At 37.2% G+C, this 14115-nt stretch carries 14 protein-coding genes; 11 read left to right on the top strand and 3 right to left on the bottom strand.

Features of this window, described 5'->3' with window-relative positions:
* Window positions 1–16: 16 nt before the first annotated feature.
* The 11 genes from K331_RS0125330 (at window position 17) to K331_RS0125385 (ending at window position 9653) form a co-directional block, all read left to right on the top strand.
* Window positions 17–793, top strand: coding sequence for a hypothetical protein (locus K331_RS0125330; RefSeq protein WP_028592440.1), 777 nt, complete (start codon window positions 17–19; stop codon window positions 791–793).
* Between the two features lie 157 nt (window positions 794–950).
* A complete protein-coding gene (locus K331_RS31230; RefSeq protein WP_051290029.1) occupies window positions 951–2168 on the top strand; it encodes an SIR2 family protein in 1218 nt (405 codons plus the stop codon).
* 158 nt (window positions 2169–2326) lie between these two features.
* Window positions 2327–2713 (top strand): hypothetical protein, encoded by a 387-nt coding sequence (locus K331_RS0125340; RefSeq protein ID WP_028592441.1) that lies wholly within the window; start codon window positions 2327–2329, stop codon window positions 2711–2713.
* A 168-nt stretch (window positions 2714–2881) separates the two neighbouring features.
* On the top strand, window positions 2882–3421 hold the full coding sequence (locus K331_RS0125345; RefSeq protein WP_028592442.1) for a hypothetical protein: 540 nt from the start codon (window positions 2882–2884) through the stop codon (window positions 3419–3421).
* 412 nt (window positions 3422–3833) lie between these two features.
* Complete coding sequence (locus K331_RS0125355) at window positions 3834–4292, top strand: hypothetical protein (protein WP_028592443.1); 459 nt, start codon at window positions 3834–3836, stop codon at window positions 4290–4292.
* A gap of 88 nt (window positions 4293–4380) precedes the next feature.
* Entirely contained in the window at window positions 4381–5280 is a 900-nt protein-coding gene (locus K331_RS0125360) for a DUF6744 family protein (protein ID WP_028592444.1), read from the top strand.
* Window positions 5281–5318: 38 nt separating this feature from the next.
* Window positions 5319–5678 carry a DUF4258 domain-containing protein gene (locus tag K331_RS0125365; protein WP_028592445.1) on the top strand — a complete coding sequence of 120 codons (360 nt, stop codon included), beginning with the start codon at window positions 5319–5321 and terminating at the stop codon, window positions 5676–5678.
* 71 nt (window positions 5679–5749) lie between these two features.
* Complete coding sequence (locus K331_RS0125370) at window positions 5750–6049, top strand: hypothetical protein (RefSeq protein WP_156897712.1); 300 nt, start codon at window positions 5750–5752, stop codon at window positions 6047–6049.
* Between the two features lie 101 nt (window positions 6050–6150).
* Window positions 6151–7236 carry an AAA family ATPase gene (locus K331_RS0125375; protein WP_036635902.1) on the top strand — a complete coding sequence of 362 codons (1086 nt, stop codon included), beginning with the start codon at window positions 6151–6153 and terminating at the stop codon, window positions 7234–7236.
* A 3-nt stretch (window positions 7237–7239) separates the two neighbouring features.
* On the top strand, window positions 7240–8607 hold the full coding sequence (locus tag K331_RS31735) for a vWA domain-containing protein (RefSeq protein ID WP_028592448.1): 1368 nt from the start codon (window positions 7240–7242) through the stop codon (window positions 8605–8607).
* A 56-nt stretch (window positions 8608–8663) separates the two neighbouring features.
* Window positions 8664–9653 (top strand): DUF262 domain-containing protein, encoded by a 990-nt coding sequence (locus K331_RS0125385; RefSeq protein ID WP_028592449.1) that lies wholly within the window; start codon window positions 8664–8666, stop codon window positions 9651–9653.
* A 299-nt stretch (window positions 9654–9952) separates the two neighbouring features.
* Here the strand turns inward: K331_RS0125385 and K331_RS0125390 are convergent, their stop codons facing one another.
* The 3 genes from K331_RS0125390 to K331_RS0125400 form a co-directional block, all read right to left on the bottom strand.
* Window positions 9953–11956 carry a CHAT domain-containing protein gene (locus K331_RS0125390; protein ID WP_028592450.1) on the bottom strand — a complete coding sequence of 668 codons (2004 nt, stop codon included), beginning with the start codon at window positions 11954–11956 and terminating at the stop codon, window positions 9953–9955.
* A gap of 654 nt (window positions 11957–12610) precedes the next feature.
* The gene (locus K331_RS0125395; protein WP_028592451.1) at window positions 12611–13138 is read right to left on the bottom strand and encodes a hypothetical protein; all 528 of its coding nucleotides are present in this window, start codon (window positions 13136–13138) and stop codon (window positions 12611–12613) included.
* Window positions 13131–14087, bottom strand: a complete 957-nt coding sequence (locus K331_RS0125400; RefSeq protein WP_028592452.1) for a hypothetical protein — start codon at window positions 14085–14087, stop codon at window positions 13131–13133. Before K331_RS0125400 ends, K331_RS0125395 begins: the two co-directional genes overlap by 8 nt.
* Window positions 14088–14115: the final 28 nt, after the last annotated feature.

A 14115-nucleotide genomic window follows, 5' to 3' on the forward strand; every position in this document is an offset into this window, starting at 1 on the left:
GAAGGAGCTAATTGTATTGAACAACAAATATATTATTAACTCAGTGTTGAAAATTCCCATTTCCTTAATTGAAGGCATCCCTATTGTGGGGCCTGTAATAGGATATGTAGTTGAGGATTATGCAAATCGCCAACTCTCTAGGCTAGAAGAAACAAGAGTAGGTGATGCTGCAAAGTATTGCATTGATAAAATTCAAAGGAAACAAATGCTCGGTTTAAAGCTAAGAAGAGATGATCGTTTCTTTGCCAATAATGAAAATTACCGTTCTGATGCTGCTGAGGTATTTGAAGGTGTACTTACAAAATGCAAAATAGAACATGAGCAAAGAAAGTCAAATTTCATAAGCAATATTTTTGTTAATGCTGCCTTTGAAGAAGTGAGTATAGGTCAGGCCAATTATATTTTAAAATTAGCCGCTGCTATGACATTTAGACAATTTTGTTTGCTTAAACTAATATTTGAAAATAGCGATAACAAGTATATGCTTCAATCAAAAGAAGTTGATAAAACTTATAGCTCCGAAGAGGCCTCACTAATGCAAGAAATATATGATCTTACTCAAATGGGACTTGTTCTTAAACTCATGCCAGAAGAGAATAAAAATGGTATTACCTATGATGAGTTAGAAAGAATAAAGGAAAACACTTTTAATGCCATGTTTGGATTGGGTGATATTGTACCAGGAAAAATGGTTGTTTCTCCTTTAGGAGAAGCTGCTTATAGATTGTTAGATCTTGAAGAAATTGATTATGTTGAAATAGAGCGATTTGTACTTCTTTTACAAAATAAATAACAAAATAATAACTATATGTGATTTCAGTTTGGGAAATAGTTGAATAGCTTTATCTCCAAACTCTGAAAAATGCTTTCTAAAAACATGTTAATGAGATTGAAATGAGTAGAAAAATAGATTTCAGAAAATGGCTACTATAATCCAGGAGGATTAAACAATGAGAGTAACGGCTTTACTTGGTGCAGGAGCAAGTGTTGATCTTGGGGGACCGCTATCAACACAATTAACGAGTATTGTTAGAGAGAAAAAACAAAATATACTAGACCAAAACAATAATTTTATTGATATTCCATTTATTGAAGAGATTGCAAAGGAACTTGACCAATATTTTGAGAAGGAAACTGCAAACTTTGAGGATATTTTTGCTACTTTAGAAGGACTTTATTCATATTGTACTGCTTGGAAATCTAGAACAGTTAAAAAGTTCAAACCCCATTTAGGAGCCTTTTTAAAAATTGATAAGCAAGCTTTTTTTAATGCTCCCCTTATATATAGGGCTAAAATAGATTTAATTCAAGAGGTTGGGGACTGTATAAACAACTATGAAGCTATGTTTGAGCCCGAAGAAAAGCATAGTTGGTTTTCCTCATTTTGGAGAAAATCGAATGAAATGTTTAAGTGGGATGTAGCAACTCTTAATTATGATAACTGTATTGAAAAATCTATTATTAATTATCAGGATGGTTTTGAATCAATTGATAGCAGTACAGTATATAAACGTTTTAATCCAAGTATTTTTAATTCTAGCTCTAATGAGAATAAAATATATCATTTGCACGGCAATATACTATATGGTTATCCCAGAGATACAAGTAATCGATTTGCTTTTGAAGACCAGCATGAAGATCTTTTTTTGTTTCCCGATTATAAGGATTCTTGTTCTACTTGGTTTAACCGTTCAAACTATGTTACTCAGTCACATGAGCAGATTACGATGGGGCCAATAATTACTGGACTAAGAAAAACGGATAAACTATTAACTTATCCGTATAGTAGTTATTATTCTGAATTTCAAAACTCTTTATTTAAAAATAATAACCTAATAATAATAGGGTATTCTTTTAGTGATGCACATATTAATTCTATTTTGGATAGAATGGTACGTTTCCATGGTGACAGCAGAAGAATTGTAGTTGTTGATTATTTTCCATATCGATCTGAAGAATGGATTCCAGAGCCAGGGGTACTGGGTTGGCCGACTCAAGGGATGAATAGCTTTTTTAGCAGATCATCAAAAGATTATAACTATTTAAAAAACTATAGCTATCAAGAAAGGATTATTTCTTCTGACCAATGTTTGCGCATCTATTTAGGCGGTGTAAAAAAGACATTTGAAGAGTACGGGGATGAGATTATTGAATTTCTATCGAGTTAAAAAATATTAGTTATAACTTATTAATTGGGAGTATCTCAATTACAGGAGCCGAGCAAGCGATCAAATGCAATGGTACAGAATAAAGAAGTTTTGTCTTATGAACAGAAAGGGAAAACCTTTCTGTTGTCGAAATATGATGTTGAAAGGAGGTGCAGGCTTTGGATAGAGATTCCATACTAGTTCTTGAAATTGTTAATAGCTACAAGTATAATAGTCAATTAAAAAGATATTCAGACAGACACTTTTTTAATGATAACAGTATCTTTTCTAGTATAAAATCTAAGGAAGATATTAAGAGGTATGAAAATCATGTTGTTACATGCTTAAGTCAATGCAATAAGATATATCCCCTGGAAAAAGAAGATATCATTGATTTAGAACAAGCTATGGGAAGGTATGAAATAGCTGTTAGAAAAGCGTTACAACTTTACAATAATGAAGCTTTTAAATCTTCTGCTGAAGAGCTCCAGGCACTTATTGATAAATTATTCTCTTATCATGAAGAAGTCCAGAATATTAGTTTCCGTAAAATGATCCAAGACTAAAAGCACCTCAAAGGGTGCTTTTCCTTGTCAATGATGAGAATCATCTCTTAGGATATATAATCTATCAATGAGAGAAAGCAGCAGTGAAACTGAAATGTATGGTCGGATTGATTTTTTTTGGAAATATGAAATAAAAGGGAAATGAAAATATAAAGGGAGAGAAAATATTTGAGTACAGAAATAGTAGGGAATTTAGTATCAGCTTTTGTAGGAGTTCTAGGAGTCTTAATTGGATCAACTTTAACGTATAAATTAAATCATCGTTCTGAAATGGTCCTAATAAGAAAAAAGATTATAATAGAGAAAATTCAAGAGACACAACATGGACTCTACGTCATGGCTAGACAATTTGGGAAGTTGACATTAGGGTTAGGACAAATTGAACATGAAAAAATAAGCAAAGAAGAATTTCTAAAAATTTCTGATCAGGTTCAAGAAGAATGCGGTACAATAATTCGTGCTATACGTGTAAATGAAGTCTTTCTTAAGGAATTTATATCTAAAATAAACCAACTAATTGATCAGACAAATGTATTCCATGATCTAATTTACGATGCTTATACTTTTCCTAATAGCCCAAGTAATAGAAACTATTCACATGATCAACTTTCATATGAACATATTGAATATTTGATTAATAAGGCAATTGAAACTGTCTTTGAAATTAAAAATGATTTGGATCAAAAAATTGAAATCGAGTTGCAATAATTTGACTGAGGTAGGCCTATTTTTTTGGACTTCTATAATTCAATTAACAATCAGAAATTATCGTTTTAAAGAACATATACTTGTATACCTGATGGGAAAAAGCTATAATATATACATATTTATTTCAACCTAAAACTCCCATTCGCTGGAGACAAAGGCATGTGTATTACCCTCGATCCTGCTGACTTTCTTTGGAAAGGAAGAGTGAGGTTAAAGCAGGCTAAAGTGATTGTATTCCCCACACTCTCGTTTGCTAGAGAAAAGGGAGAGAGTACCGAAAGGACTCTGGAAAAGATTTGTTAGGTAACTTGGTTACATGAGTAACGCGTATTTTAAAGCCGATTTTTGCATGGAGATTCCATGTAGAAATCGGATTTTTTGCGTTCATTTAAAAATTGAGAGGATGATAGCAATGTTCAATCTATTTAAAAAAACAGAAAAAACAGTTCAAGAGGAAGTTACTTCGTTTCTCCAGCAAGAGAAAGAACGTCGTAAAAAAGCAGAAGCCTTCTTGAAGATGATGCTGGATGTCATCCCTTATGTGATGGAAGAAGTGTGGGGATTGTCCGATAATAAAATTGCCATTGGTGATACAGTACAGTTCAGGTTAGATACGAAAGTGTTTTATGTTATGAAAAATAAAAGCACAGATTTGGATGTGCTTGATTTGCGTGGGCAAGCATTTTGGCAAAGCGTACAGGAAGTTATGAACTTTTCTCATGATCTGCTGGAAGATATTCAGCAGCGTGAAGCTGGCCGGAATCAACTGCTCTCTAGTATGGATCAATTGACCCAGCGCATGAAGGAAAGCTCTGTGGGCGTTCAAAAGCCATTTGCTCGAATGGAGCCTCAATTCTTGAGAACAAACTGATGTTACTTTGAAAGACTGATTTCTTCTGATGAGGAGATCAGTCTTTTTCTATGTTGTAGAGACGATTTGAATAAAGGAGGAATTTTAAATGGAATCCATTTTAAAAGATGCAGTCGCCGTCAGTGAACAAACAGCAGCAGATATTATTGGGCATTTAACCTGGGGTGGACTAGGAGAAATGCTCATCACACCTGATGATCTCAAACAAAAGCTCATTGCTTCTGGGTTGGGGGAAGGCTGGATGCCAAAAGAGATTCGGCTGCCGGATGCCTTTCGTCGGGCCACATCTGCTAAGTTCCGCAGACAAGTTTCTGATGGTGTCTATGAGAACTATCTGTTTCGTGAGGTTGCTTCAGATAAACTTGGCGTGCAGCGGAATCTTGTTCGTGAAACGGTGGATACACGAGGCAAACGCTTGGACTATGAGGGAGCTGCCGGAACTGTTCTGCTGGATAAAAAACAGGGCGTTGCGAGTTCAAGTCATACCTCAGCGATGGCAGAGCAGCTTGTGCAAAATGCAGTTATTCGGTTCGACATCTATAAGAATAGCTATGGCAGCAATACTCTTCGGACCGTCATGATGAATATCTTGAAAAGCATGTCTCCTACACCTGTTCGGGTTGCTGGAGGCGTGTATTTTATTCCTCGAAAATTTGAAGAACAATTGAGGTTCTACATCTCTTTCGTCAGGTCTTTAGAGAAAGGGGAGGCAGAAATCATTCCTCTCATTAATACCAAAGACATGAAGGGAATGGTTACGCGCAAGCTGTCCGAACACCTTCAGGACACCCTTGAGGCGTGTGAGGCTGGCGTAATTAACCAACTTAAGAAGAGTGAGTTGAAGGCCATTCTGCAAGATGCCAAGCGCGTAGTGGAGGACTATAAGCATTATGAATCCATTGTAACGGGTGATCTGCGAGATATGGAGAGCAAATGCCAATTAATTCGTTTCAAGGTGGCTGCTGCACTTAAGAATATGGCTGAGTAAAAATCAAACCGTTATTTCAATAACAGAAAGGATACAGGATGGAAGGACAAGCCTATTTGCAGTATTGGTCCTTAATTAGACAGGTGCTTCAGGATCACATTGATTTAGATAAGGTACGATACAGCCAGCATGCAGGTGAGCGCATGGAAGAGCGGGAAATCACGAAGAAGATGGTAGAATCCATCTTGTATCATCATGACCCGAAAGAAATGCATGAAGCTGGTAAATACCCATTTGGTGAACAGCCCTTTACGAACGTTGATCCAGTCCTGACCGTAGTAGGAACGTATAAAAATCGGACAATTGCAATTGGATTGGCTGTGAAGAAAAGAAATCAGAGTATTTTGTTTACGATTGTGACGGCTATGTTTCCCGAATACGGGCGACATGTAGAGTAGCCTTCAAATGCTTTCCTGCTTCGTTTTGGTGTATAATAGTTACAATCTAAAACGGGCGGTGAATTTCAAAAATGAAAGGAAAAAGAGACATGGTTATTAATAATGTCAGAACCCAAAATTTCCCCTATGAAGTGATTGATGGGGAAGAACACTACCCTTTACATTCAGCCGCAGTAGTTGAGAGTATTACAGGACAAATCCCAGATGAGGTGAAGGCTTCTGTAACCATCGACTATGAACAGATTCCTGAATCCTACTTTAAAAAGATCAAGCGTGAGTTGGGAATCCGTTCAGTTGATCCCGAGCAAGCTGCTGATCTTGAAAAGAAGCTACTGGAAGGGTTGAACAAAGAGGGAGCTTTTACAAATTAACATGATCCATATCATACAAACACAGAGCTGATGACTTCCACTACGGGAAGCGTCGGCTTTTTTTTAATTACTTAAAACTTGGAGGGATTCTTGTGAAAATCATGGATATTCAAAAAGAGTTGACGGTTCAGTTTGCAGAACGTGAGGAAGTCATTGAGGGTCTGTTGATAGCGATGATTGCTCGTCAACATGCTTTGTTGATCGGACCGCCCGGAACAGGAAAGAGCGCACTTGTTAGTGACTTGACCAAACGCATCACGGGAGCCAATTACTTTCAATGGCTGCTGACCAGGTTCAGTACACCAGAGGAGTTGTTTGGCCCTGTTTCTCTCAAGGAGCTTGAACAGGGGGTATACAAGCGGAATACGAATGGCAAGCTGCCAGAAGCTCATACTTCATTCTTGGATGAGATTTTCAAGGCCAACAGTGCCATTCTGAATGCGCTGCTGACGCTCATTAACGAACGAATATTCTACAATGATGGTGCACCCATGCCAGCTCCGTTGATGTGCCTGATTGGTTCATCCAATGAGTACCCGGAGGAGGGCGAAGGACTGGAGGCGTTGTTTGATCGCTTCTTACTTCGGTATGAGGTCAATTATATCGGAGAAGATCAAACCTTCATTTCTATGCTGAAGGGCTCCACATCCAATGCTGTCAGCATGACCATTGAGGAACTGTATGAGCTGCAATTTTTCAGTGACACCGTGACCATTCCAGATGATGTGTATGAAGTGCTGAGTAAAATTCGCCGGGATCTTCGTGACCAGGGCATTCGGCCTTCAGATCGTCGTTTCAAGCAGGCTCTTTCAGTAATCCGGGCGAAGGCTGTATTGCATGGTAGAAATCAGGCCGTCATAGAAGACCTGATGATTCTGAAAAACAGTCTGTGGGAGCAGCCGGAACAGCGAGATAAAGTAGCGAAGATCGTCAGAAATCATGCTCAGGATGCAGTGAAAACACGTCTGGAAGAGGTCGGAGCGGAAGTGACCGAAATTTTGGATAACCTGAAGAAGTCCAACAATTCTACGGACGAAGCCGTTGAAGCCACGAAGAAGATTAAAACACTGATTTCTGAGCTGCAAAAGCTTAAAAAGGATAATCCTAAGCGCACAGAGATTGATCAAATCATCGCTTCAACTCAGCAATCACTTAATGACATCGCCTCTCAAGTTCTGGGAGTGTAGTCTATGAGTGAGTTAATGAAAACCGTTTTAAATACAGACTCATATGACCGTAGGCGTTTTGGGCAGTTATTGGAGATGTCCGACAAACTTAAGAAGGTAGAAGAAGAGGGAAACAAGCTGTTTCCTTCTTTTCAGCCATTAATGGGTGACCTCTGGGCAGGGTTGTTTAAAATGAAGCCTGAGCTGCTAGAAGATGTCGGTGAAGACCTGACGATGAATCGGCAGCTTATGGAGAAGGTCATGTCAGATGAAGGATATACCGATTTTCGGGAATTCACTCGTTTGGATGACTTTGCTGCAGCTCTTGGAACCACGATATATAGCGAGACGGTTTTGAATTGGGTAGAAGAACAGACTCAGCAAGATCAGAATTTAGCAGATGCATTACAGCAGCTTATAAATGGAGAACAGGGCACTTCTCAGCAGGCCGCAGACGCGATGTCCGCAGCCCTAAGTCAGAATGGTAAATCACTATCCCGTAATCTCTCCAGAGCAGCACAGGAAGCTATGGAAGCTAAAGAGAACGTGAAGTCTCTTTTGGGTGGGATACAGGCAGGTAGTGGTGACGGGGATATAAAGAAGGTTCCATTGAAAGACCAACTGTTCCTAGCTGAAAAACTGAGCATGGATAAAAAACTCCGGGAGATTGCAGCTTGGTCCGGACGGATGAAGGTCATCGCAAATCGGAAGCAACGTTCGAAGCATAAGGATGCGATCAGTCGAAACGGGATTCGGCAAGGAAATGAGATTGAGCAATTACTGCCCATGGAGCTTGGAAGTTACGCCAGCCCTATTAGCAGAATGGACTTCCTACGCCGATATGCGGAAGGTCAAACTCTTCAGTATGATACGAAGGGGCACGAGCAACTTGGGAAAGGGCCTATCATTCTTTGTCTGGACCAATCAGGTAGTATGGAGAATCAAGACACGATCTCTAAAGGATTTGCTTTAGCGCTTATGAGTATTGCTCGGAAGCAAAGAAGAGATTTTGCTTGGATTCCGTTTTCTACACAAGCCAAAGAACCCACGATCTATGAACGCGGAAAAAGTAGTGTCCAGGATATGATTCGACTCGCTACAGTCTTTTTGAGCGGAGGAACAAGCTTCACAGCCCCGTTGACGAAATCTGCTGAGGTCATTAAACAGAGCCGATTCCAGCAAGCGGACATTATCTTTGTTACAGATGGTGAAGCTCATGTGAATGATGAGTACCTTCGCTACTGGAATGAGTTGAAAAAGGAAAAGGGATTCTCAGTTCTTTCCCTATTACTCGGTACGGAGTCAATCCAGGGAGTACAGGGGTTTTCAGACAGAGTTGTTAAAGCTTCTTCTTTTGAAGATGAATCTGTATATGAAGCTTTTGAAATTTGATGAGGAACAGGACAGAATCTTGCTGTCCTGTTTCTTTATTTTGAGGAGGACTATTCATGAAAAGATCCAGTATTCAGCGTACAACAAAAAGCCTTTTGAATATGCGGGAGCGTATTCGCTTTGATCTCCCGTTTCAGCGCAATAGCGTGTGGAAGAATGATCGTCGTTCCTATCTCGTAGATTCAGTTATTCGAGACCGTTATATCCCCAACATTCTTGTTTGGGATAACGGGGATGGTTACATCTGGGTCATTGATGGAAGGCAGCGTTGGGAGTCTATTTTCTTCTTTAACGATGGTGATTATAAGCTGAGTAAGGGGACAGCGGATTTCAATGGTGAAACCATTGCTGGTAAGCGATACGATGAATTGTCTTCTGAATCACAATTTGAATTCCTTACCTACAACTTTACGGTGACCGAATTCCGTGAGTGCAGCTTTGAAGAAGTGGAGGAGATGTTCTACAGGGTAAATCAATCCGTTCCGTTGACTTCTACGGAGAAGACGAGAGTCAAAGTAAGTCCTGCTGTTCGTGAGGCAGTGCAGGAGTTAGGGCAGCATTTGTTCTTTGAGAAGATCGCCTTTACCAAGGCAGATCGCAATCGGTATGTGGATGAGCAACTGATCTGGCAGTTCATTGCTTCAGCTTCCAAACAAGACATTGATTTTGGGGGAGCGAGTCTGAATCAGTTCATATCAAACTTGGATGAGGTCCCAGCTCCAGTAACAGGGCTAATTGAACACAAGATTGACTTTATGGACGCTGCATTCCGCAATTGGGATCATGTCCAACGTAAGGTGCTAAAAAAGGTTCATGTGGGTAGCTTATTTCAAGTGGTGGATTTTGCACTTAAACATTCGTGGTCTGAGGATCAATTTGGATCATGGGCAGAATCATTCCTAATTGACCGATATTCCGTCGATAGCTCATATGGTCAGCTTTGCCAAAAGGGAGCTACTAGCAAAGGATTTGTTGCTAAGCGCTTGAGTCTGATGTCAAAGGATATGGAGCAGTTTCCTTTGCAGATGGAATTGCCGAATCCATGATTTAGGGGAAGGATAATGGGAGAGTGGAGAGTCGTTGCACGGTGACGTGTACGACTCTTTTTTTCATACAACGAACGGAAATGTAACGAATACTGAAATACGGAGGAAATTCTAATTGAGGTCATCTACTATAAATCCCGGACATAGCAAGGTGCTCTATTAACGGCAGATCAAGTCAGTATTTATTAAGGCGTGTTCTGCCGCTGCTATTGTTCAACTAACGTTCTCCTACAGTTAAAAGAATAGTTACGATCCATTAAATCGATAATGGAACTATGTTCTAATTCTACAAAGAGAACTCAGTGCTTTCTCATTATTATTTTCTCAGGAAATCCGCTAAATATATAAAAAAAGGACTCTGAAACATAGCCGTGCGATCGTAGTACTTCTTCAAAATATTCAGCTTTTCCAACTTCTCGAGCAATCTGCATGATGATTTCTATTATTCGCTCATGAACATGACCAGGAAAAATATGCATTTTTTTTGTGCGTTCTAAGTACTCCTCAAAAATTATACGATTGTTTATTTTTTGGGTCATTCCCCAATTGTACAATTCTTTAGAAGATTTCATTATTTCGGCAGCTGCATTTCGTAATACTACTCGCTTCCATACCTCTGCAAGATCATTACAAGTTTCTTTTCCCTTTAAAACTTCTAAAATGTATTCAAAAAAATTATACATTAATTCAGCATTTTCTTTCACGTTCACAGGAATCAACGTTCCTAACACTGCGTGTGCCCCAGCTTGTAAGAACGCATCGCTAATAGTGTAATCTCCTTTTCCCTTTGGAGCAACATGGCAAGCACTAAGAATAACAATGGGAGGTACATTTTGAGTCCAGAGAGGCATCCAGAATTCATCACCAACGCATATTCCTGCTATTCCTTCGGCTCCATACATTCCATGAGCCGAAATTATTAAACAATCAATTTCGGTTGTTTGCATAAGTATAGAGTTTAATTTGTCGATTGAATCACATTCTTTGTATATAACTGATGTCAAATCACTATTTTGTAATAAATGATGAAGGGTCATCCAGCCTAAGTTAGAAGCATTTCGAATTCGGTCTTTTATAGGTAGACATTCAATGATTAATACCTTAAACGGTCTGCTAGTATTGATATAGTGCTCATCTACTCTTCGAAGACCGTGCTGGAAAGCCATTGTTAATGGTGTTATGGGTCTGTAAGAAATTGATACCATACAACATAGAGGATCGCTATATCCGGGCAAGATAGCTAATCCTATGGGAAAGTCTGTGAAAGCTATAATTTTTGTGCTATTAGCAATGAATGTTTCAATATCATTAGAGCCCATAACTTTCATAATTTCTCTACCAAATCGTTTCATAATTCTTCTTATATAAAAAGAATTTTGCTTATCATAGTGAAAATGTTGTTCAAGAGTAGCTAGATCTATGAATAATTCTTCAGATAATTTTTCACCTTTTAACCAAACTCCTCTAGAAGCAATAGCACTATAAATGCCAAAAAAATCAATTAATTTCTCTTCATCCTCATTTATATACTTAGCATGTGTACCATAGGTTAACCTTTTATTCGGTCCTCCTGGTAAAGTTAATACCATTTCATAGCCTAAAATATTTGAAAGTTTATGTATCCATTTATTTATCTCTTCGTCTGAAAGTCCACCTAAATCGTGTCCCAATTGATTGTAATAAAAAAACTTAGCCATAAGGATTCGTATTGTTTGAGCTCTAGCACTAAAAGAATAGTTTGATTCTCTCAAATGCTCTTTTAAACCTTTTGTATCATTCAACTGGTTTGATAGAAAAATATTTGGAAGTAAAGAAAGCTCATCTCCATTAAAGAGTTCAGTTTCAACGTTAAGATGCTTTTGAGTCGGGATTGAGAATTCATTCACAGCTTGATTTTTCAATGTTCCCCAGTGATAAATAAGAAGTTCATTAGATAAGTCTTCAAAATTCACACAGCCTAGAGTAGAAGGATAGTTTTGGTTAACTAAACAGGCGTCTTCATAACAAGATGCCTCAGTTATATAGAGTGTAGGAGTCTGCTTACCAAGTTGCACAATATCAAGCGCAGTAGGTTTTGAAGGAATAATTCTAATATCATGCTGTAAAAGTACACTACCCTCAAAAAAAATACTTTCTTCTGTCTCAAAAAGATCAAATCCTGTTCTGGGCAAGTGAATGCAATAATTTAATGCACTTGTGAGATCAGCTAATACTGATGCATACAGGTGCTTAGTAGCTTTTGAATCCCTTTCCTTGGTTGCGTCATATACAATTGCATAGTTGTATAATAAGTCTTCTATCATTTAGTAGACCCCCAAAAATATTTGGATTTTAAGTTTAATCGTTGGCCAATGTATCCATTACTCTTCACCACGAGTCACTGATATGGTTATTTATTGTTTAAGAACTTCCTCAAGCATCGGTAATCGCATATGGCCGGTTATTGTTCCACAGGTGGAATAGGAGTGCTTCTTATTGATCGCCTCAACATAAGCATAGCTCCGCTCCCCTGATATTTCCTATTACAGGTCTCTCAGCTCGTATTGCTTGCCGTAATTAAGCGCAAATGGTAGATGAGAGTTGCAGACGACGACTTATATTTTTCCTAATTTAGTGTAAGTAGGAACTGTATAAGATATAGTTGTCCCTCATTACTTAAGGTCTAAGTTAATTTTACAAATAAATCAATCTGGGGTTTCAGTGTCGAACGCTGCTGGAGCCTGTTAATAGTTATATACACCAACATAATAGAAAAATAGTGTCTTTCTATCAGACGTTCTAATATTTCTTTTAGCCACTTTTTCAAACTCAACGTTACTTTCATCCGTTTCCACAAGAATACAAATTATATTGAATAATTTGTGGAAAATAATAAAATCGTTCCAATATTTTTTTGTAATTGCTATTTGAAGGAGTATACATCACAGAGGTTTTACTAGAAAAATAATTTGTAAAACCTATCTGTTTTTAGTATCTAACTTCTTCTCAGCTTCCAAAATCCAGAGATATGAGCCTTCAGTTTTTTTCTTTTTTACTATGCTGTAAACAATACCACTTGGGATGAAATTAAGCTGCAATTTAGATTCGTTAAAATCAATTTCGTAAGCTTCTATCTGTTCATTACAAGCTAAAAAATTGATATCTTTTTGTTTGCTATTCTCAATTTTAATATAAAAAGTTCTGAATTCACTTAGCAATCTATCAAATTTCTTTCTAACATCAATTAGATTCTGTTTTCTTTCACTTAGGAATTCTAAAATAAATGAAATTAATGAAAAGACGACTAGGCCGTATCCAAATATAATTTGTAGCTTTAAATCAAGTTTATATAATGGTGTTAACTGAAAAATGCTGATCAATAATATTATTGCACTTATTACACGTGGGGCATTTAAAATTAGAACATAAAGTTTATATTTTTCAGATTCCATTGCAACCTGTTTACATAATTGAATAAGCCTTAATAATGCTTGTCTATTATTCATTAGATATTTCCTCTTGATTACTTAAAGATTCATTCTCTACATTCTCAATATATCCTTTCAATTGCATTGATATTATTTGGCTGTCTTCAAATAAATCATCGTTATTAAGTAAATATTGCTCTATATTTTTCAGGAATTCATAATATTCTATGCAATATTTATTGCTTTCCATATCTCTACTATAGAAAAGTCGTAAGGATTCAAGAGAAAGTTCTACTGTTTTATCACGAAGCGGATCTTCTAGTACTTTTAAGAAGTAGGGCAAATGTTCTTTGCCTATAGTTCTCCAATCGACTTTAAAATACCTGATTTCATTTTGAATTTCGTCAATTTTTTTTGCGAATATTTGCTTGATTTCCGCATTAGGTCCAATGAGCTCTATTGAACTGATTTCTCCAATATAATTATCTCGAATTCTTAGAACGTTCCATCCTCGATTGAGGAAAATATAAAGAAATTGGTTTTCTTCTCGTTTTTTGTTTGTTTCCATAATTGTAAGAAATGTCACTAAGAAAGGAATAATGATTCCTAAAAAGCGTTGAGCAATTACGACTATTTGGGCTAATCCTGTGAAATTAAGATTTGATGAAAACTGAAAGTAAATTGATGCACTATAAAGGAAAAGTTCTAGAAATAGTAGATTTCTATTTTGAAGATATTGACTTGGATTTTCGAGAGTAACATTTTTGAATTGAATATTTTCAAATTTTAAAATGTTTGCATTTTGGCTGGCAGATGCCACCGCTGCTTGGAAATCAATTGCAAATAAAAATGAATAGATGAAAAAAAATAATATACATGTTATTAGAGAGAGGAGGAAATAGCGAATTAAAATACTATTCAAAATTTTACGATTTTTTTTAAACAATAGTCTAGAGAACATGTAAATGAAAAGTAGAAATAAAGGCAGAAATATTATGATGATATCTAATAATTGATTGTTCGTCATTCAGTTTCATCCTTTGATATTATTTTTT

This window comes from Paenibacillus massiliensis subsp. panacisoli DSM 21345 (genome assembly GCF_000426545.1).
Taxonomy (GTDB): Bacteria; Bacillota; Bacilli; order Paenibacillales; family Paenibacillaceae; genus Paenibacillus; species Paenibacillus panacisoli.

Bases quoted from the DNA above. Each gene is read 5' to 3' on its own strand.
- K331_RS31735 (WP_028592448.1), top strand. From the start codon at position 7,240: ATGAGTGAGTTAATGAAAACCGTTTTAAATACAGACTCATATGACCGT.
- K331_RS0125370 (WP_156897712.1), top strand. From the start codon at position 5,750: ATGAAAGGAAAAAGAGACATGGTTATTAATAATGTCAGAACCCAAAAT.
- K331_RS0125395 (WP_028592451.1), bottom strand. From the start codon at position 13,138: ATGAATAATAGACAAGCATTATTAAGGCTTATTCAATTATGTAAACAG.
- K331_RS31230 (WP_051290029.1), top strand. From the start codon at position 951: ATGAGAGTAACGGCTTTACTTGGTGCAGGAGCAAGTGTTGATCTTGGG.
- K331_RS0125365 (WP_028592445.1), top strand. From the start codon at position 5,319: ATGGAAGGACAAGCCTATTTGCAGTATTGGTCCTTAATTAGACAGGTG.
- K331_RS0125355 (WP_028592443.1), top strand. From the start codon at position 3,834: ATGTTCAATCTATTTAAAAAAACAGAAAAAACAGTTCAAGAGGAAGTT.
- K331_RS0125385 (WP_028592449.1), top strand. From the start codon at position 8,664: ATGAAAAGATCCAGTATTCAGCGTACAACAAAAAGCCTTTTGAATATG.
- K331_RS0125360 (WP_028592444.1), top strand. From the start codon at position 4,381: ATGGAATCCATTTTAAAAGATGCAGTCGCCGTCAGTGAACAAACAGCA.
- K331_RS0125390 (WP_028592450.1), bottom strand. From the start codon at position 11,956: ATGATAGAAGACTTATTATACAACTATGCAATTGTATATGACGCAACC.
- K331_RS0125375 (WP_036635902.1), top strand. From the start codon at position 6,151: ATGGATATTCAAAAAGAGTTGACGGTTCAGTTTGCAGAACGTGAGGAA.
- K331_RS0125400 (WP_028592452.1), bottom strand. From the start codon at position 14,087: ATGACGAACAATCAATTATTAGATATCATCATAATATTTCTGCCTTTA.